We start from the raw sequence: 18,992 nt of genomic DNA on the forward strand, positions 1-18,992 counted from the left end.
TTCTGCTTCAAGCAGGCTAGCCCAAGGCTTTGATAAGGTTTTGGGCGCGAATGTTGGCATCTAGCCTCCTTGAAATCTAGAATCTAAAATATAGAATCTAATATCTAAAATATAGCAGAATCTAAAAACGCTTCTAGCATCAAAAATCTATCAAGGCCTATCAAAAACCTCAAACCCCCCCCCCCCCCAAAGTGCGAGCGCCAAAAATCCCCTAAAATCCCTAGAGAAATACCCAAAAATCTCTCAAAACACCCAAAATATCTGGCACCCCCTAGCAACCCTCCACAAAATCCCTAAAATACTCTATCGTCTTTTTTAGCCCCTCTTCTAGCTGTATTTTTGGAGTCCAGTTTAGCTCTTCTTTTGCTAGGCTGATGTCTGGTTTACGCTGTTTGGGGTCGTCTTGTGGCAGCGGGAGGAAGGCGATTTTGGAGCTTGAACCAGTAAGCTTTATGCAAAGATTTGCAAGCTCTAGCATGGTAAATTCATGCGGATTCCCGATATTTACCGGTCCGCTGAAACTATCGCTGCTATCCATAAGCGCCATCATCCCAGCGATGAGATCATCGACGAAGCAAAAACTCCTCGTCTGCGTGCCATCGCCATAAATCGTGATGTCCTCGCCGCGCAGTGCCTGCAAGACAAAATTACTCACCACGCGCCCATCATTTGGGTGCATGCGCGGTCCATAGGTGTTAAATATCCGCATGACTTTGATGCGCAGATTGTGCTGGCGCTTGTAGTCAAAAAACAGCGTCTCCGCGCAGCGCTTGCCCTCATCATAGCACGCGCGGATGCCGATTGGATTGACGCTGCCTTTGTAGGATTCTACTTGCGGGTGTATCTCTGGGTCGCCATACACTTCGCTGGTGGAGGCTTGCAGGATTTTGGCTTTGACGCGCTTGGCGAGCCCCAGCATATTTATCGCGCCCATCACAGAGGTTTTGGTCGTCTGCACGGGGTCAAACTGATAATGCACCGGGCTTGCCGGGCACGCGAGGTTGTAAATCTCATCGACCTCCACATACAGCGGGAATGTCACATCATGGCGCATAAACTCAAAGCGCGGGTGGCTTAGCAGGTGGGCGATGTTGCGCTTGGCACCAGTGAAAAGATTATCCACGCATAGCACCTCATCGCCGCGCTCTATCAATCGATCGCATAGATGCGAGCCTAGAAATCCCGCCCCGCCGGTTACCAGAATCCGCTTGCTTAAGCCATTTTGCTTTGACATGTTTTTCCTTTTTTTTGTGGTTTAGGTTTTATTCGATCTATTTTATCCATTTTACACAAAGCCAATTCAAAGTCAAAATTATAGCGTAAATATCTCAAAATCATCTTGTTAGTCACACTTGTTTTATGGCAATAGTACAAGCTAGCATACCAAATTAATCGTGATTTAAGCAAGATTTTTTGGGGTGAAGCTATATACTAATGGCAACGTTTTAGGTACGATTTTAAAGGCAAAAAGTGGAAAAATACAGATTTGAGAAGCCAAGTTTGGCTCTATTCCAAGACTATAACAAAAAACATAAAAGTTTAACTTGGTATTATAGATACGAAGAAGAAGCTTTGATGTATCCCATCAAATGTTTTCCAAAAAATAATGATTTTTGTGAAGTTCTGATCAAAATCACTACCTTGAATGATTTTTATAGCACAAATATAAAAAATCATCAAGATAAAATTGATCTCGCGCGATTTGTAAGCCAAGAAAAAAGTTTTGACAAAAGACTTAAAGCTGGAGATTTGAGCCTGGTCGAGGAGTTAAGCTCAAAAGCCTCTAGGAGGTTTTATTCTTTTGCTAGTAAATATTGCAGCATGCATGAGAGGGAAAAATTTCCAATATATGCATAGTATAGTCGCAAAGCATCTTTCTTGGTTTAATAAGTCGTTTAAATTCACAAGCCCATTTTCTCTTGAAAAGCTAAAAAACTATGAATTTTTTGTGAGTGTTGTTGATGAGTTTATGGGATATTTTGGTTTGCAAAAAGTCTCTTATCGCGAACTTGATAAATATCTTTGGGGGCTTGCAAAGATTGGAGTTTAATATCTTTTATCAACAAATCTTGCTAGATTCTACATCCATTCAAGTATTTTGCTTACCTCATTGGCTTCGAAATATTTGATATTGCCGCTTGTTTTGGCGGTGGGTTTTTTGGCGAGTATGACTTTGTCAAAGCCATAGCTTTGCAGCTCTTTTACGCGCATATCGATGTTGCTGACCTCGCGTATATCGCCCACGAGCGACACCTCGCCGATGAAGGCAGTGCTGGCGTTTAGCGGGCGGTTGCGGAAGCTAGAGATGATGCTAGCGATCACCGCTAGATCGGCGCCCGGCTCATTTATTTTTATCCCGCCCACGACATTGACAAACACATCATACCGCCCAAGCGGCAGCTCCAGCTTGCGCTCAAGAAGGGCTAGGAGCATATTTAGGCGGTTTGACTCAAAGCCTGTGCTTTGGCGGCGCGGATTCCCATAGCTCTCACTCACAAGCGCTTGTATCTCTATCACAAGCGCGCGCGAGCCCTCCAGCACCACGCTCACTGCGCTTCCAGATACACTCTCGCGCTTTTGGAAAAACATCTTTGAAGCGTTTTTCGCGCTATTTAGCCCCTGCGCACTCATCTCAAATATCCCTATCTCGCTAGTCGTGCCAAAGCGGTTTTTGAACCCGCGCAGGATTCTAAGTTCTTTGCTAGGATCGCCCTCAAAATACAGCACACAATCCACCATATGCTCAAGCACACGCGGACCAGCGATTGCACCTTCTTTGGTGATATGCCCGATGATGAAAATTGCGATATTGCGCTCTTTGGCAAGGCGCATAAGCGTGAAAGTGATCTCGCGCACCTGACTCACCGAGCCCGGCGCAGAGGACACTTCTGGCGCATAAAGCGTCTGTATAGAATCAATGATACAAATCTCATAAGAATCGCTATAAAGTGCGGCTTTGATGTCATCGATGTTTATCTCATTTAGCAAAAATAGGCGAGAATCCATGCTATCTAGCCGCTCTGCGCGCAGGCGGATCTGCCCAGCACTCTCTTCACCACTCACATAAAGCGTCTTTTTGCCAGCTTTGGCAAGCGAGCCAGCGACTTTCAAAAGCAGCGTGGATTTACCCACACCCGGACTCCCACCGATAAGATACAAGCCGCCGGGCACGATGCCACCACCTAGCACCAAGTCAAACTCCTGCTGAAAAGAGCTAAAAAATGTGTGCTGTTGCGCTTGCACTTCAGTGATGGCTAGGGGCTTTTGGGCGGATTTGGCGGGGGAGTCTAGGGATTTTAGGATGGCTTTTTGCGTGTCGTTTAGCTCGATGAGGCTCTCCCAGCTGCCGCACTCTGGGCATTTGCCAAGCCATTTGGTCGTGCTGTATCCGCAGTGCTGGCATTCAAAGAGGCTTTGTTTTTTTGCCATTTTTGTCCTTTGGCGGTTTGTTGTTTTAGTGGTTTTGTTTGGTGTGCTTGTGAAAATTGCTAGAATCTAGATTTGGATTCTGCGCTTAATTTTTGCGTTGGATTCTAGTCTTTTGGATTCTGCGCTTTTAGATTCTAGTCTTTAGATTCTAGTTTGGCGTCGCTTCATTTGGGGCAAAAATACAATCCAGCAAGCCCTGTATATACGCATCCTTGTCAAATGCCACAAGATCATCCTCGCGCTCGCCAATACCCAGATAGCGCACCGGGATGCCTAGCTCATGGATGATGCTAAAAATCACGCCGCCTTTGCTCGTGCCATCTAGCTTAGTGACGATGACGCCATCTATATCGATAGTCTCGCTAAATGATTTGGCCTGCGTAAGCGCGCTAGAGCCCTGCGTGCCATCGATTATCAGTAGCTTTTCTAGGTGCCTGCCTTGCAGGGCTTTGAGGCAGATTCTATGGATTTTTTCTAGCTCGTTTTTGAGGTTGGTTTGGTTGTGGAGGCGCCCTGCGGTGTCGATGATGACGCGATCTATGCGCTTGGCGATGCCTGATTGTATCGTGTCAAAGGCAAGCGCGCTTGGATCGCCGCCTTGCTGCGTGGAGATGACTTGGATGCCAAGCTTCTCGCCCCAAAGCTTTAGCTGCTGCGTGGCAGCCGCGCGGAATGTGTCGCCAGCACCCAAAAGCACGCTTTTGCCCTGCGTCTGATAGAGTTTGGCTAGCTTTGCGATGGTGGTGGTTTTGCCCGCGCCATTTACGCCGATGATGAGCGTGGCGGTGGTGGAATTTGCGCTAGAATCTACGCTTTTAGATTCTACATTTGCAGGCATGGTAAAATCTGTGTTGCTAGAATCCATAGAATCCGTGTTTTCTTGCGCCTTTGGTAGCTTGGCGAAAAACTCTTGGAATCTAGATTCTAGCGCCTCCCTCGTGGCGTATTTTGGCAGGGAATCCAGCAAGGACTCGATGATATCATAGTCGATATCGGATTCTATCAGCACCTCTTCTAGCGCGTCCTTGTCGATTTTGTCGGTTTTGGTGTGGAGTATCGAGGCGATATTTTGCGCGGTTTTTGCGAGGAATTTTAGCATGGCAAGCCCCTAGTGCGCGATTTGCGCGATGTCGCTGGAGAAAATCTCCTCTGGCACGATGCCCTCATAATCTTGGTAGAATCTATGATGCTTATCATAAAGCACAAAATAAGGCAGTGCGCGGATAGAGCGGGCGGCGGTTGGGGTGGTTGGGGCGTTTGTGGTATCGGTGGCGCTGGCGTTTGGTGCGATAGAATCTGTCGCATTTGTCGCGCTAGAATTTATGCCAGAATCCACGCCAGAATCTATGTTTGCGTTTTCGCTAGATTCTGCGCTTGCATTTTCGCTAGAATCCGCGCTTGCTACGCTATCGGTGGCGAAGATGTTATTGGCGTTGATAGATTCTCGCGCGGATTTTTCTTGCGCCAGATGTGAAAGCAGTGGGTTTTGCGGGAATGGCGCGCTAGAATCAGCGCTAGCTTTCAGCACAGGGCTTAGCACATCAAAAGCGATGTTTTTTTGCGCTTTGAAAACTTGTAATTCTTGCTGGCTAAGCGGTGCGTCCAAAATGCCTAAAATCACCACATCATCGCTATTTGCCAAATGGTTTAGATGCTCATAATACGCATCGCACGCATCGCAATCTTTCGCCAAAAATGCCAAAAACACCGCAGAATCTAGCTCTTTGTTATTGGCCTTGATGATAAGCCCTTTTTCTTTGGTTTCGATGCTGTAAGTTTTGCTAGTCGCGCTATTTGCCCCGCTAGCTGCATTTGCCCCGCCGCTTGCTGCATTAAATGTATAGGCGCGCGACTCTTCTTTTTTGCTATCAAAGCAGCCGCTAAAAGTTAGCGCAAAGCTTGCCAAAAGCACAGCGCACGCGCCAAAAAACGCGCGATTTATTAAAGTCTTTGCCAAGCCTTTTATCAAGCCTCCTATCAAACTTTTTGTCAAACCTCTTGTCGAAACTTTTGCCAAGCTGCCTTCTCTATCAAATCGCTTTATATCGATCATTTTTGCGCCAGTCATTCACCACTCCTTTACTAAGCTAATCACACGCAAGCCAGAATCTACCAAGCACGCCAAGCGCGCATAAAATCCATAAAATCCACAGAATCCGCCAAGCCCATCAAGCACGCCAAAAACGCCAAGCACGCCTAATGCGCGAACTCCACCGCGCGCACTTCGCGTATCACGCTTACCTTTACTTCGCCGGGATAATTTAGCGTGGCTTGTATCTCATCCGCGATTTCTTTGGCAAGCACGATGCTTTGCGAGTCATTCACGAGATCTGCCTGCACGATGACGCGCAGCTCCCGCCCCGCATTTATCGCGTATGCCTGCTTCACGCCTAGCTTATCTGTGGCTATGCGCTCAAGATCTTGCATGCGAGTTAGGAAGCTCTCCAGCACCTCTCGCCTAGCACCCGGGCGCGCCGCAGATAGCGTGTCTGCCGCGCATACCGCCGCTGCCTCTACGCTCTCTATTGGCTCATTTCCATGATGTGACATGATAGCATTTATGACGACTGGATGCTCTTTGTAGCGCTTGCAGATATCAGCGCCTAGCATCACATGATCGCCCCCGCCTTGCTCGATTGTGAGCGCTTTGCCGATGTCATGCAAAAGCCCCGCTCTTTTTGCTAGCTTCTCATCGCCCCCAAGTTGCGCGGCGATGATGCCAGCGAGATTTGCTGTCTGGATAGAATGCCCCAGCGCGTTTTGCCCGAAACTCGCGCGATAGCGCAGCTTGCCGATGAGTTTCACAATCTCTGGATGCATATAATCAAGCCCCAAATCCAAAATCACGCTTTTGCCTTCTTCTTGGATTTCTTGCTCCATTTCCTGCTCCACGCGGTTATACACTTCTTCGATGCGCGCGGGGTGGATTCTGCCATCATCGATTAGCAGATTTAGCGTCTTTAGCGCGATGGCGCGGCGGTAGAGGTTGAAGCTACTTAGGATAATCGTAGCGGGCGTATCATCGATGATGACATCCACACCGCTAATCATCTCAAGTGCCTTGATATTGCGCCCTTCTTTGCCGATGATCCTGCCTTTCATATCATCATCCGGAAGCGTCACGACATTGATAAGCCGCTCCGCTGCAAACTCGCCCGCATAGCGCGTGGTGGCTTGAGCTAGGATGAAGTTTGCCGCTTTTGAGGCTTGCTCTTTGGCTTCTTTTTCATAGCGCCTTATGAGATGCGCTTTTTCGTCAATCAGCTCATCTTCTAGATTTTTTAGCAAAATATCTTTCGCTTCTTGCTTAGTAAGCCCGGTGTAGTGGCTTAGCTTGTGGTTTAGCTCTTCTATGAGGGCGAGATATTGTTTTTGCATTTTTAGTTGGGTGTCTTTTTGCAAAAGCAAATCATTGCGCTCGTGCGAGATTCTGGCTTTTTGGTCTTTGAGTGCGCGCTGCTCGGCGTTTATTTTGTCTTTGAGCTGCTGTTCTTTGCACTCAAGCGTGCGTGTTTTGTGCTTGTATTCCTCGCTTAGATGATGCGCTTTGTCTTTGTAGCTTTGCTCTAGCTCCATACGCATCTCTTTTAGCTTTAGCTGCTCGTTGTTTAGCATATTTTGCGCTTCTAGCTCGATGGCTTTTGCCTTGGCGTTTGCTTGGGCTAAGATGTGGCTAGAATCTGAATACAAGATTCTTCTACAAACTAGATAAACGCTCAATCCTACAACGATTCCAAATCCGATAAACGCGGCTATTATTAACAACATTATTAAAACCTCTTGTCATTCTATGTCGCGCCCTAAATGCATAGCTTACATATTCATGTGCATAGATGTCAAAATTTTGCGTGATGATATTTGTAGAGATGTTTAGATTCTGACTAGTGAAAACCTTGTATGGTTGGGGTTTGCGCGCGCCAAAGACGCGATCATACATCCCCTTTCCCATACCCACACGCCTAAAAGCTCTATCAATCCCTAGGCTTGGGATAAGCGCAAAATCGACTTTTTGCCAATACAAATGAGAAAAGCTCGGCTCAAAAATGCCTAATTGATTTTTTATTAAGGGCAAGCGATATGGTAGCATTTTAAACTTAAGACCTCGTATAGTTGGCAGAAAAATTTGCTTGTTTTTGGATTTTTTGAGCATTTTTAGCAGGGGCAAAATATCTGGCTCATGTGGCAGAGGGTAAAAAAGTGCAATGTGCTTGAAATGATGCCGCTTGATAAGTGCTGCGATATAGGCGCAAAGTGTGCGGCTGGCGTAGGCGTTTTGGCGGCGTTTGGCTGGTGTGTTTGTGGTGTTTGTGGTGTTTGTGGTGTTTGTGGTGTTTTGCGCGCGCGCGTTTTTGGATTCTGGATTGGATTCCGCGCTGGATTCTGGATTGGATTCTTTGGCGACAGAATCTAAAGGGCTAGAATCTAAAAAACTAGATTCTGCTTTGGCACGATTTGTTTTTGTAGATTCTAGTTTTTTGGATTTTATGATTTTGGATTCTGGAGGGCTGGATTCTGCGATTTGGGATTTATCATTTTTAGATTCTGCGATTTTAGATTCTATAATTTTAGATTCTGCGGATTTTGCGCGCTTGGGCTTAAACGCTTGGCGAAACTCTTGCTTGTTTTCAAACGCTTTGCCATAGATTTTTGATATGGGGTATTTGGCATTTTTGATATTTTTGGCAAAATTTGGCGCACTAGATTCTAGGCTAGCAGAATCTGAATCGCTAGTTTTGTAGTCGATAGATTCTTTGATTTTAGAATCTAAGCTAGCAGATTCCAGCCCGCTAGAATCTAAAACGCCAGAATCCAATCCACCAAAATCTAGCTCGCCAGAATCCAATCCACCAAAATCTAGCTCGCCAGAATCCAATCCGCCAAAATCTAGCTCGCCAAAATTCCCATTCTCGCCCGCTTTATTCTGCGCTTTTGGCATGGGATTTGGCAGCGTTTAGGAGTTTGTAGGCGCTTTGCTAGAGTCTTTTTTATTGACTTTTAGCCGCTTGATTCTAGCACCATCCATCTCCAGCACCCTAAATTCCAGCTCCCCATCCTCTATCACATCGCCCACCACCGGCAGCCTACCAAGCAGGCTAAACACATACCCGCCGATAGTCACCTGCTCGCAACCCTCATCAAAATGCACCTCCATAAGCTCCTCGACGCTCTCCATATCCAGCATCCCGCTTAGCTCGTAAGTCGTGGCATCTATCTGCACAAAATCTTGATTTTTCAAGTCATGCTCATCATTTATATCACCCACGATTTCTTCAATGATGTCTTCCATAGTCAAAAGCCCCGCCGTCCCGCCGTATTCATCGATGATGAGCGCGGTGTGGATTTGCTCTTTGTTCATGCTTTTTAGGATGTCAGAGATGAGCGCTGTTTCTGGGACGATTATCATTTTGCGTATGATTTGCTCTAGCTCGATAGGCGCTTGCTCGCTTTTATCGGCGTTTGGCGCGCTTTTGGCGCATTGGCTGGTGCTGCTTATCAGCAAATCGCGTATGTGAAGCATGCCTATGATATTGTCCTTGTTGCCCTTGCAGTAGGGGTAGCGCGTGTAGTTTGTCTGCGTGACGATCGCTAGATTTTCCTCATAGCTAGATTCTGCATAAAGGCAGACCATATCTTTTCTAGGCGTCATTATCTCTTTTGCCATAGTTTCGGAGAAATCCACCGCGTTTTTGATGATCTCACCCTCCAGCGAGTCGATAAACCCACCTCGAAGGCTCTCACCCACGATAATTTTTAGCTCCTCTTCAGAATGCGCGTTTTCCTCCTCGCTAGCAGGCTGGATGCCGATGCGCCTAAGCACGAAATTTGCCAGCATATCAAAAAGCTTGATAATAGGATAAAAAATCACTGAAAAATAATACAGCGGATAAGAGATGAGAAGGGCTGATTTTTCTGTTTTAGCGATAGCTATGGATTTTGGCACGATTTCACCAAGCACCACATGAAAAAGCGTAATAAGCGTAAATGCAATAGCGATGCTTATGGTATGGATGATGATAGAATCTTGTGGCAAGATGTTTTCAAAAGGTATGGCGATAAGCTTCGCAAGCGCTGGCTCGCCTATCCAGCCAAGTGCTAGCGAGCTAAGCGTGATGCCAAGCTGCGTGGCACTTAGATAAGAATCCAATTTTTTGGTGATTTTTAAGGTGAGCTTAGCGGTTTGGTTGGTTTTGGATAATTCTTCTAGCTTGGAGCGGCGCACCTTCACTATCGCAAACTCTGCGACGACAAAAAACGCATTTAGTAATACAAATAACAATGCCAAACATAGCATAATAACCGAGTGATACGGGTCCAATGTTACTCCTTAAGATAAAAAGCGCAGATTATAACATAAAATTTATTTACCCTAAAACACCTTTGATTATAAGAAATGCTAGCGCGCCAAGCAGCCCAGAAGCAGGCACGGTGATGATCCAAGAAGCCGCGATGCGATTTATCTCGCTGCGCTTTACTAGCTCATGTTTATAAAACTTTTTGAGCTCTTTTTTCTCTTTTTTGCTTAGGTCAAAATCATCAGCTTGCGTTTTGTTTTTTAGCATTTCTAGCATTTTGCTTTTTTGCTTGACATTTGCTCTAGCGAAGCTTTTTAGGAAAGATTCTACGGTTTTTTGATCTTTGCCCTTGTGTGCTTTGACGATTTGCTCGCACATCTCAAAATACCGCCCCTTGATATACTCGCGCAAAAATCCAACCCCAATCACCGCGCCAATCGCGATATGCGTCGAGCTCACCGGAAGCCCAAGCGCACTAGCCAAAAGCACCGTGAGCGCCGCGCTCATCGCGATACAAAACGCGCGCATCCTATCTAGCTCTGTTATCTCGCTGCCTACTGTGCGTATGAGGCGCGGACCATAGAGCCCAAGCCCTAGCGAGATCCCCACACCTCCGATAAGCATTATCCAAAATGGCACGCTAGCCTTGCCAGAATCTATAACGCTTGCATCCATAGATTCTGATAATGCCTGATGAATCGCCGCTAGCGGTCCTATCGCGTTTGCGACATCATTTGCGCCATGCGCGAAGCTCAAAAGTGCCGCAGAAAAAATAAGCGGCAATGTAAAAAGCGTGTTTATGGATTCTTTGGTGTTTTCTAGTTGCGCGGCTTTTTTGCGAATCATAGGCGTGGTGATGAGATAGCACACCACTGCCACAGCTAGCGAGATGAGGATAGCTTGAAGCGCGCTAAATGAATAAAGCTTAGAAAATCCTTTTAGCAGCAAATACACGCCAAACGCCCACACCATCACAAACACCAATATCGGCACGATTTTTTTGGCGGCTTCTTTTTTGTCTTGTTTGTAAGTGATGGTGCGCTTGATAAATATCAAAAATAGCACAGCAATAACCCCGCCAAGCACAGGGGAGAGCACCCAGCTAGAAGCGATCCCGCCAAGCACCCACCAATTCGCCACGCCTAAGCCCCCAGCTGCGATGCCAGCACCCAGCACGCCGCCCACGATAGAATGTGTGGTAGAAACAGGTGCGCGCAAAATAGTAGCCAAATGCACCCAAATAGCCCCAGAAATAAGCGTAGCTAGCATGATAAATAGGAAAATCTGCGGATTGTCGATTTTGTGCGGATCGATGATGTCTGATTTTATGGTATTGACGACATCGCCACCTGCCAAAATCGCCCCGCCAGCCTCGCAAATCGCAGCGATGATGATAGCGCCAGTCAGCGTGATAGCTTGCGAGCCTACGGCTGGTCCGACATTGTTTGCGACATCGTTTGCGCCGATATTCATCGCCATATATCCGCCAAAAAGCGTAGCAAACGCCAGCAAAATAGGCTGCTGGCTTCCGCCAAATTGTATAGCAATAATCGCGATAGCAACCATAAAAAACATAACCACGCCGATTTTAATGCGCTCTATCTGATTGTCTTTTTTATTGACGCCTTTTTGGATTTTGTTGATATCTTTGATATCCATGCAGCCTCGCCTTTTTGTTTTTAATTTTGACTTTATAGAGTAGTCAAAAATTACAAATTATCTATAAAGAAATTATCAAGAATTATCAAACTTTTTTACCCATGCTTGCTATACATGCCACAAACTTTTTTTGTCAATGCTTACTTCATGTGCCATAAACATTTTGTGCCAGCATTTGCTTTGCATATCGCAAATCTTTTTTACCAGCACTTGTTTCACATATCGCAAATCTTTTTTACCCATGCTTGCTATACATATCGCAAACACCGTATCTCTAGCACTGCACGCTCGTTTTTACAAAATTGCCAAATCCGATAAGACATAATTAAACTATATCAAAAACTACATAATCTATATTTTGCGCTTACTTTTTAATTTTGATAAATAAACTTGGTAGAATACTAAAAAGCAAAAAACAGAATTATGACCAAATACCAAAAAACAATTTCAATCCAAAATCCAAAGGATTCCAATGCTTGCTTATATTTCTAGGCGTTTGCTGCTTGTCATTCCGACACTTTTTGGCATCATCGCGCTAAATTTTTTCATCATCCAGCTCTCCCCCGGCGGTCCGGTAGAATACATCACGAGCAAGCTAGAGATGAGCGCGCATGCAGAATCAAGTGCAGGCATCAAAAGCAGCGACTACAAAGCCAGCCGCGGACTGCCAGATGATCTCATCGAGGAGCTAAAAAGGCAATATGGCTTTGACAAAGGCATATTTGAGCGATTTTTCATACTGCTGAAGTCTTATGTCGTGTTTGATTTGGGCGAGAGTTATTATCGCAAGATTGGCGTGTGGGATTTGGTGCTAGAGAAGCTGCCGGTGTCTATAAGTCTAGGGCTTTTTAGCACGCTGCTTATCTATCTCATCTCCATTCCTCTTGGAATCTACAAAGCACGCAAAAGCGGCTCGTTTTTAGATTCTGCTTCATCGCTTGTGATTGTCGTGTGTAACGCAGTGCCGGCGTTTTTGTTTGGCATCGCATTTATCGTGCTTTTTGCTAGCACTTGGCATATTTTCCCGCTGCGTGGGCTTACGAGCGATGATTTTGACTCACTTAGTCTTTTTGGCAAAATGCTAGATTATCTTTGGCATATCACACTGCCCGTGCTTTGCCTTTCACTTGGTGGTTTTGCGTGGCTCACACTTCTTAGCAAAAACTCCTTCCTAGAAGAGATGCATAAGCTTTATGTGCTGTGCGCGTATGCAAAAGGTGCTAGTGAAAATCGCGTGCTGTATAAACACATCTTTCGCAATGCCATGCTTTTAGTCATCGCATCTTTTCCGAGCGCGTTTTTGGGGATTTTTATCAGCGGAAGTCTTATGATAGAGATTATTTTTAGTCTTGATGGGCTTGGGCTTTTGGGGTATGAGAGTATTTTGGCGCGTGATTATCCGGTGGTGTTTGGCACGCTGTATATTTTCACGCTTTTGAGCCTGCTTGTAGGCATTATCAGCGATATTATTTATACGATTGTTGATCCGAGGATTCATTTTGATGCGCAGTAAGCTAGCGATAAGCTAGAAAAAATCGTTTTTTGGATACAATGCGTCAATTTTGGCGCGCTTTTGCGTGGCGATATTTTGAAAGGCTAGGTGGTGGGTTTGATAAACACACGCTATATGCGGATAGATAGAGGCTGTTTGTTTGCTGTATCTTTGGTGCTTTGTGGCGCGCTTGTTTGCGCCAAAGCAGAATCTAGCAGCAGATATAATAGCGCTTCAAATGCTTCTAATAGCTTTTTGCGCGTCGCTTCTAATGATACCTCAAATGCTTCTAGCGATGCCTCGCGCGTGAGCTCTAGCGTGGATAAGATGCTAGATTCTGATACTGGCGGTTTGGATGCAGAATCTGGTAGCGCAGAATCTAGCGCAGAATCCGCGCCAACCACATCAGCCACACTAACCGCGCCAGCAGAATCCGCCACGCCCGCCACGCCAGCCACACCAGCGCCCACCAAGCCAAAAAACACCATCTCTATCAATTCCGCCCTTGTCAAAAGGCATGCTTTGACGCTTGGATTTGGCTTTTTTGGCGGCGATAGGATAGTGAAATACCAAGAAGCCAAAGTCACCATCCCCTCTGAAATAGGGCAATCCCTCCCGCAAAAACTGCGCGCGACAGATTCTAGCATACTCGCTATGATAGGCGGAATCTATCGCATGACTAAGCGCAACACCCTCCGCTATATGTTTAATCTCGGCTATTCTAACATCTGCCTTTATGGCGAGGGGGAGAGCGAGAATCTAGATAGGATACATGGGCTAAAATACGGCGCGAAGCTGGTGTGGGAGTGGTCGTTTTATCGTGGCGAGGTGGTGTCGTGGAATAGTATTTTGGGCGCGGAATATGCCAATGCCTACTACAAAAAGGACAGCACCAATATGCTTATCGGCGAGATTTCCCCACAAGTGGGCGTGGGCGTGGAGATTCGCTATAGGCATTATATTGAGTATATTATTGCGATGCCACTTTTCTCCAAGCTAAAGATAGAATCCAACCAAGAGAGCTTCTATATCCCGCAGGGCTTTGATCATATCCGCTCGGGGATAAATTATATGTATAGATTCTAGGGCGCGTTTTGGAATGGTTTTTTGGCGATTATATGCATGCGTGGCTGTATGGCGATGCAGAATCCAAACGCAGGCGCGATGCAGAATCTAGGCATGGGTGCGATGAAAGTGCAGGATCTAAAAGCAATCGTGCAGGCTTCAAAGGCTACTACCATAGCGCAGATATAGGCAAAGAGGGCGATTTTTATACTGCGGTGAGCGTGTCTAGGTTTTTTGGCGCGAGTATCGCTAGGTATGTGCTAGATATGCTAGAGCGCGATGAGCTGACACTGCCGCTGTATGTGGTGGAGATAGGCGCGCATGAAGGGCGGCTGATAAGCGATATTTATGAGTTTTTGGGCGCTTTGAGTGAGGGGGTGGTGGAGCATTGCGAGTTTGTCATCATTGAGCCTTTGGCGAGTATGCGCGCGCGACAGCTTGCCAATATCTCTGCAAAAGGGCATAAAATCCGCGTGGCAGAGAGGCTGAAGGATGTGGTAAGTGGTGGGAAAATCGCTAGTGCTAATGATGTTTGCGCTTGTGGTGCTGGTGGTGCCGCTAACGCCAGCATATTTTTTGTAAGCAATGAGCTTTTTGATGCGTTTGCCTGCGAGCTGGTGCGCGGGGATAAAGTTGCGTTTGTCAGGCGAGAATCTGTCGGAGAATCTATCGGCGTGCGAGAATCTAAAAGCACGCCAGAATCTAGCGCAGAATCTAAAAATGTGTTTCAAGCAAAATCTAGCGCAGAATCCGCGCGCGATACAATCATCTGGCGCACAATCGATGAGATAGAAAAGATAGAAGCGTTAAACAAAGTGGATTCTGCTTTGGCGACAAAAAAGGCAGAATCTAAAGTTTTAGATTCTGGTATTTTGGGCTACAGCACTTTAGCTTCTAGTATTTCAGACCCCAGCGCTTTGGATTCCATTATTTCAGATTCTGTCACCACGCGCGCACAAACTGCATCACAAAAAGCGCGCGAGATTTTGGATTTTGCACGCGCGCATAGCATAGATGAGGGCGAGATTCCGCTTGGCTGGCGTGATTTTGTGGATGAGATTTGCGCGTTTGCTAGCCAATTTCTTGCATGGCGATTTTTGAGCTTTGATTATGGTGATTTTGGCGCGCGTGGCAGGCTTACTCTGCGCGGGTATAGCAGGCATCAAGCGTTAGATTTTGGCGATATCAGCGAGAATCTAGGCGCGCTTTTTGGCAAGGTGGATTTGACTTATGATGTGGATTTTCGCCTGCTTTGTGCGCTGTTTGAAGCGCGAGGTGCGAAAGCGATTTTGCAAGGGCGGCTTGATGCGCTGCTTATTGATTTTGGCATCACAGAGCTACTAGAATCATACAGGCAATACGCGGATTCTAGGAGTTACGCATACGAGGCAAGGCGCGCATTATCACTCATCGGCGGAAGCCTTGGCGAGCGATTTGTAGGCATTTGCTTCGGTAGTAAATAGCAAAAGTAAATCTAGCAAAAGTTTGGCGCATAAAACACAAAACATATTACAAATAAAATGCAAAATCTTGCTAAAAGCGCGCCTTTGTGTTAAAATTCGCGCCAACAATAAGCGCCAAGATAACGCAAGCGTGGAGCAAAAGCAACGCGCAAAAGGCAAAGCGCACACAAAAAGCGTAAGCAACGAGTGAGGGGCGGCAAACGACAGGCAGAAGCAAGAGGCAACAAGCAAGAAAGCAAGCAAAAATAGCAAGCTCAAAGCAGCAAAACGAGGCGACACAACAAGCGCAAGCACCACTAAAAGCGTAGAGGAAGCAGTATGATAGATAGGCGGATTCTGATACATTTTGACTTGCTTTTGCCCCTGCTTATCGTGCCTATCATCGCGCTTTCGTATTTTCTCATCGGCGAGGCGAGCGTCACGCAGAATCTAAAGCAGACGATTTACATTTTGCTTGGATTTGTGGCGTTTTTGGTGGCGTTTTTTGTCCCCATTCGTCGGCTAAACAAATCCATAGTCATTTTTTATTGGCTTTGCATCGTGCTTTTGATACTCGTGTATTTTATCGGGACGAAGCAGCTTGGCGCGCAGCGCTGGATAATGATAGGCTCATTTTCCATCCAGCCTAGCGAGCCGGTGAAAATCGCTATCATCCTGCTCCTAGGGCTTCACATACATAACAACCCCCCACCGCCCGGTGGCTATGGCATCAAGCAGTTTGCTACGCTTAGCTTTTATATTTTGCTGCCTTTTGTGCTGATACTAAAGCAACCCGATCTTGGCACGGCTTTGGTAGTGCTTTTTGTGGGCTTTGGCACGCTTTTTTTGATAGGGGTGAATTACAAAATCTGGGTGGCTATCATCGCTGGCGTTTTGGTGGCATCGCCACTCATTTATGGCTCTTTGAAAGAGTATCAAATCAAGCGCATACATGATTTTATCGCCGAGAAACCAAGCTACCATGTGCAGCAGTCTATCATCACCATAGGCTCTGGCGGGCTGCTTGGCAAAAAAAAGGAAGAATCCACACAAACAAGGCTAAAATTCCTCCCTATCGCGACTAGTGATTTTATCTTTGCGTATTTTTCGGAGCGGTATGGATTTTTGGGCGGGGTGGCGCTTATCGCGCTTTATTGCTTTTTGACCTTGCATGTTTTGTCGTTTTCGCTTATCGATCCCAAAGATTACCGCCTGCGGACGATGTCGTGCGCTATTGCGCTATTGCTGTTTTTTTATGTGTCGGTGAATATCGGGATGACGATAGGGCTGGCACCTGTGGTTGGGATACCGCTGCCGCTGTTTAGCTATGGGGGCAGTAGCTTTATCACTTTTATGGTGCTGTTTGGAATATTGGAAAATCTTCTTGCGTTTCGCTTCAATTTTAGCTATAATCCCAATCCTTTTAAGGCGATATTGCGGAATCCTAGACGCAAAAGGTAGCTAAAGCGCGCTATTTTGGCGGGTTTGGCGAGCGTTTTTGTGCTTTTGCATCGTGCTTTTTTGGCGCGTTTTTTAAGCGCATTGGATTTGGCGGTTTTGTTTTGTATTAGTCGCGCTAGCTTTGCGCTTGGCGTTTTTACATCATGGATCTTTAGCTCAGCTGGTCAGAGCACTCGGCTCATAACCGATTGGTCGTAGGTTCAAATCCTACAAGATCCACCATTTTGGTTTTTACCTCTTTTTAGTTTTTACTTCTTTTGCTAGCTTTTTATCTTTGATTCTCTTTTGGTTTTTCTGACTTTTTATTTTTCTAATTTTTTGGTTTGCTTTTGCATTTCTTGCTTGTGATTTTCTCGCTTTGAATTTTTTTGGATTTTTTATTTGTGGTTTTTTGGACTTTGGTTTTATTTTGGGTTTTTGTTGTGCTTATTTTAACTTTTAGATTCTGCCTTTGCTTTTTGTCGTGGCGGCTTTTTGTCATTTTGCTTCTTATTTTACGCTTTTTATCTCACACTTTTGGCTTGGCTTTTGGCTTAGCTTTTTGGTTTGTTTTTGACACTTTTGCGTTTATCCGCTTTTATCAGTGCTCAATTTGTGCTAGATTTTATATTGCATTTTTGGCGATATTTTTCATCGCCATTGCCCTATATTGCGCGCTTTGGATTCCACCATCTCACTTTTGATAAAAATAATTAGTTGATAAAAATTATTTATTAACTTTTAGTCTATATAATTCGCTCGCCTCTATTTACCCCCTGAAATAGAGGCACTTTGGATACGGACACAGACTTTTTCGAGGCTCCTTTGGCAGCGATACTCTCGCGCGGTAGCGATTTTGCGCGCGTGATTGGTATCGCTGTTTTTATCTCACTTTTTAGATTCTGCTGCTTTTGGATTCGATAACCCCTTCTGCTTTGTGGTAAAATTGCTAGATATTTAACCTCGCGCCAGCGCAAACACAAGGGACAAAATGCCAGAATCTAGCTTCCCATCCGCACCAAAATCCAGCCAAACGCCAGAATCTAGCCACGATTGCAGAGAGCTTAGTATAGATTCTAGCGATTTTGGCGCGGATTCTAGCGTTTTTTACACCAGCGCGCAGAGCGCGTTATTTGCAGGTTCTGGCATTCGCTTCGTGCTTACCTCGCGACATGGAGGCTTTAGCCAAGCGCCCTTTGAGAGCCTAAATCTAGCCTACAATGTGGGCGATTGCCGCGCCGCTGTCGCTAAAAATCGCGCTAAAATCCTGCGCCGATATTTTCCGCACAAAAGCTTGCTGTGGTGTGAGCAAATCCACTCAAATATCATTTTTGACGCGCCAAATATCCAAGCGTTAGACGCGCAAATGTCAAACAGCCAAACACCAAGCGCGCAAATGCCAAACGCCACACCAACCTTTTGCTCTACATTCCGCGCGCCACTAGGCAAAGGCGATGGCATCATCTGCGATGACCCCGCTTTTGTCGCGCTTTGCGTGGTGGCGGACTGCAATCCGGTGCTGGTGTTTGACCCAAAGCGCAGGATTTTCGCGCTTTTGCACGCTGGGCGCGCGGGCGTGTGCGCGCGCATCATCACGCACGCGGCTACGCGCCTTATCTCGCGCGGCTCTAAGGCTAGCGATTTGTCGGTGTTTGTGGGCGCGTCCATCCGCGCGTGCTGCTATGAGATACAAGAGCCGCTGGTATCGCGCATCGCGTGGGATTTTGGCGCGCAGTTTATCCGCGCAAATGGCGCCAGGCGCACGCTAGATCTCATCGCGATGATTTGCCATGAGTGCGAAAGCATCGGTATAAAGCGCGAAAATATCGAGGTTTTGGACGCGTGCAGCTGCTGTGAAAGCGACCTTTTCTCCTATCGCCGCGCAAGCTTAGAAGCAAACCAAAACAGCGCACCCAAAGCAGAATCTAGTCAAAAAAGCCTAAACTTAGATTCTAAAAATCCAGATTCTAGCCAAAACAACGTGAAATCCACACGCAGCACTACCGCACAAACCGGACGCTTTGGATTGTTTGTAAGCCTAGTTTGTTAGTTTGGGATTTTAAAATTTGCTTGCAAATTTTCAGTTAAATAAAATCTTCACACGAAGTGCGGCACCTTGAAAGGCTGACAGGGGTAAGGGCTGTCTCTTATTCGCATCTGTCGCGGGCGCGG

The 18,992-nt window shown here is 46.2% G+C and carries 16 protein-coding genes and 1 tRNA gene; 8 read left to right on the forward strand and 9 right to left on the reverse strand.

Annotated features, from left to right (window positions below; all coding sequences use genetic code 11):
* Nucleotides 1-271 precede the first annotated feature (271 nt).
* Entirely contained in the window at nt 272-1,234 is a 963-nt protein-coding gene (locus BKN38_RS08415; RefSeq protein ID WP_066456558.1) for a UDP-glucuronic acid decarboxylase family protein, read from the reverse strand.
* A 236-nt stretch (nt 1,235-1,470) separates the two neighbouring features.
* Here BKN38_RS08415 and BKN38_RS08420 point away from each other — a divergent pair, with 236 nt between their 5' ends.
* Together BKN38_RS08420 and BKN38_RS08425 are read left to right on the forward strand one after the other, a co-directional pair.
* Nucleotides 1,471-1,857 carry a hypothetical protein gene (locus BKN38_RS08420; protein WP_066456557.1) on the forward strand — a complete coding sequence of 129 codons (387 nt, stop codon included), beginning with the start codon at nt 1,471-1,473 and terminating at the stop codon, nt 1,855-1,857.
* Nucleotides 1,850-2,050 (forward strand): hypothetical protein, encoded by a 201-nt coding sequence (locus BKN38_RS08425; RefSeq protein ID WP_066456554.1) that lies wholly within the window; start codon nt 1,850-1,852, stop codon nt 2,048-2,050. The genes BKN38_RS08420 and BKN38_RS08425 overlap by 8 nt, the downstream gene beginning before the upstream one ends.
* A 29-nt stretch (nt 2,051-2,079) precedes the next feature.
* Here BKN38_RS08425 and radA read toward each other — a convergent pair whose 3' ends face one another.
* From radA to BKN38_RS08460, 8 genes are all read right to left on the reverse strand, one after another.
* Complete coding sequence (gene radA, locus BKN38_RS08430) at nt 2,080-3,429, reverse strand: DNA repair protein RadA (protein ID WP_066456552.1); 1,350 nt, start codon at nt 3,427-3,429, stop codon at nt 2,080-2,082.
* A 148-nt stretch (nt 3,430-3,577) separates the two neighbouring features.
* The gene (ftsY, locus tag BKN38_RS08435; RefSeq protein ID WP_066456550.1) at nt 3,578-4,528 is read right to left on the reverse strand and encodes a signal recognition particle-docking protein FtsY; all 951 of its coding nucleotides are present in this window, start codon (nt 4,526-4,528) and stop codon (nt 3,578-3,580) included.
* Nucleotides 4,529-4,537: 9 nt separating this feature from the next.
* Nucleotides 4,538-5,497, reverse strand: a complete 960-nt coding sequence (locus BKN38_RS08440) for a hypothetical protein (protein ID WP_066456549.1) — start codon at nt 5,495-5,497, stop codon at nt 4,538-4,540.
* Nucleotides 5,498-5,623 carry a hypothetical protein gene (locus tag BKN38_RS12060; RefSeq protein ID WP_256325579.1) on the reverse strand — a complete coding sequence of 42 codons (126 nt, stop codon included), beginning with the start codon at nt 5,621-5,623 and terminating at the stop codon, nt 5,498-5,500.
* Nucleotides 5,624-5,625: 2 nt separating this feature from the next.
* The gene (gene rny / locus BKN38_RS08445; RefSeq protein ID WP_066456544.1) at nt 5,626-7,197 is read right to left on the reverse strand and encodes a ribonuclease Y; all 1,572 of its coding nucleotides are present in this window, start codon (nt 7,195-7,197) and stop codon (nt 5,626-5,628) included.
* Nucleotides 7,127-8,365: a 5-formyltetrahydrofolate cyclo-ligase gene (locus BKN38_RS08450; RefSeq protein ID WP_070957791.1), complete on the reverse strand. Its 1,239-nt coding sequence runs from the start codon at nt 8,363-8,365 to the stop codon at nt 7,127-7,129. The genes rny and BKN38_RS08450 overlap by 71 nt, the downstream gene beginning before the upstream one ends.
* Before the next feature lie 15 nt (nt 8,366-8,380).
* Complete coding sequence (locus BKN38_RS08455; RefSeq protein WP_066456539.1) at nt 8,381-9,721, reverse strand: hemolysin family protein; 1,341 nt, start codon at nt 9,719-9,721, stop codon at nt 8,381-8,383.
* Nucleotides 9,722-9,791: 70 nt separating this feature from the next.
* Complete coding sequence (locus BKN38_RS08460; RefSeq protein WP_066456537.1) at nt 9,792-11,381, reverse strand: inorganic phosphate transporter; 1,590 nt, start codon at nt 11,379-11,381, stop codon at nt 9,792-9,794.
* Between the two features lie 472 nt (nt 11,382-11,853).
* Here BKN38_RS08460 and BKN38_RS08465 point away from each other — a divergent pair, with 472 nt between their 5' ends.
* From BKN38_RS08465 to BKN38_RS08490, 6 genes are all read left to right on the forward strand, one after another.
* Nucleotides 11,854-12,894, forward strand: coding sequence for an ABC transporter permease subunit (locus BKN38_RS08465; RefSeq protein WP_066456535.1), 1,041 nt, complete (start codon nt 11,854-11,856; stop codon nt 12,892-12,894).
* Nucleotides 12,895-12,990: 96 nt separating this feature from the next.
* Entirely contained in the window at nt 12,991-13,959 is a 969-nt protein-coding gene (locus BKN38_RS08470) for a hypothetical protein (protein ID WP_143000263.1), read from the forward strand.
* An 8-nt stretch (nt 13,960-13,967) separates the two neighbouring features.
* Complete coding sequence (locus BKN38_RS08475; protein ID WP_066456530.1) at nt 13,968-15,401, forward strand: SAM-dependent methyltransferase; 1,434 nt, start codon at nt 13,968-13,970, stop codon at nt 15,399-15,401.
* Between the two features lie 318 nt (nt 15,402-15,719).
* The gene (locus BKN38_RS08480) at nt 15,720-16,841 is read left to right on the forward strand and encodes an FtsW/RodA/SpoVE family cell cycle protein (protein ID WP_082942591.1); all 1,122 of its coding nucleotides are present in this window, start codon (nt 15,720-15,722) and stop codon (nt 16,839-16,841) included.
* Between the two features lie 145 nt (nt 16,842-16,986).
* A tRNA-Ile gene (locus BKN38_RS08485) sits at nt 16,987-17,063 on the forward strand.
* Nucleotides 17,064-17,811: 748 nt separating this feature from the next.
* Complete coding sequence (locus tag BKN38_RS08490; RefSeq protein ID WP_066453239.1) at nt 17,812-18,870, forward strand: polyphenol oxidase family protein; 1,059 nt, start codon at nt 17,812-17,814, stop codon at nt 18,868-18,870.
* Nucleotides 18,871-18,992: the final 122 nt, after the last annotated feature.

It is taken from the genome of Helicobacter sp. CLO-3 (assembly GCF_001854545.1).
GTDB lineage: Bacteria > Campylobacterota > Campylobacteria > Campylobacterales > Helicobacteraceae > Helicobacter_B.

Bases quoted from the DNA above. Each gene is read 5' to 3' on its own strand.
- ftsY (WP_066456550.1), bottom strand. From the start codon at position 4,528: ATGCTAAAATTCCTCGCAAAAACCGCGCAAAATATCGCCTCGATACTC.
- BKN38_RS08465 (WP_066456535.1), top strand. From the start codon at position 11,854: ATGCTTGCTTATATTTCTAGGCGTTTGCTGCTTGTCATTCCGACACTT.
- rny (WP_066456544.1), bottom strand. From the start codon at position 7,197: ATGTTGTTAATAATAGCCGCGTTTATCGGATTTGGAATCGTTGTAGGA.
- BKN38_RS08440 (WP_066456549.1), bottom strand. From the start codon at position 5,497: ATGACTGGCGCAAAAATGATCGATATAAAGCGATTTGATAGAGAAGGC.
- BKN38_RS08455 (WP_066456539.1), bottom strand. From the start codon at position 9,721: ATGCTATGTTTGGCATTGTTATTTGTATTACTAAATGCGTTTTTTGTC.
- radA (WP_066456552.1), bottom strand. From the start codon at position 3,429: ATGGCAAAAAAACAAAGCCTCTTTGAATGCCAGCACTGCGGATACAGC.
- BKN38_RS08490 (WP_066453239.1), top strand. From the start codon at position 17,812: ATGCCAGAATCTAGCTTCCCATCCGCACCAAAATCCAGCCAAACGCCA.
- BKN38_RS08425 (WP_066456554.1), top strand. From the start codon at position 1,850: ATGCATAGTATAGTCGCAAAGCATCTTTCTTGGTTTAATAAGTCGTTT.
- BKN38_RS08415 (WP_066456558.1), bottom strand. From the start codon at position 1,234: ATGTCAAAGCAAAATGGCTTAAGCAAGCGGATTCTGGTAACCGGCGGG.
- BKN38_RS08450 (WP_070957791.1), bottom strand. From the start codon at position 8,365: ATGCCAAAAGCGCAGAATAAAGCGGGCGAGAATGGGAATTTTGGCGAG.
- BKN38_RS08460 (WP_066456537.1), bottom strand. From the start codon at position 11,381: ATGGATATCAAAGATATCAACAAAATCCAAAAAGGCGTCAATAAAAAA.
- BKN38_RS08480 (WP_082942591.1), top strand. From the start codon at position 15,720: ATGATAGATAGGCGGATTCTGATACATTTTGACTTGCTTTTGCCCCTG.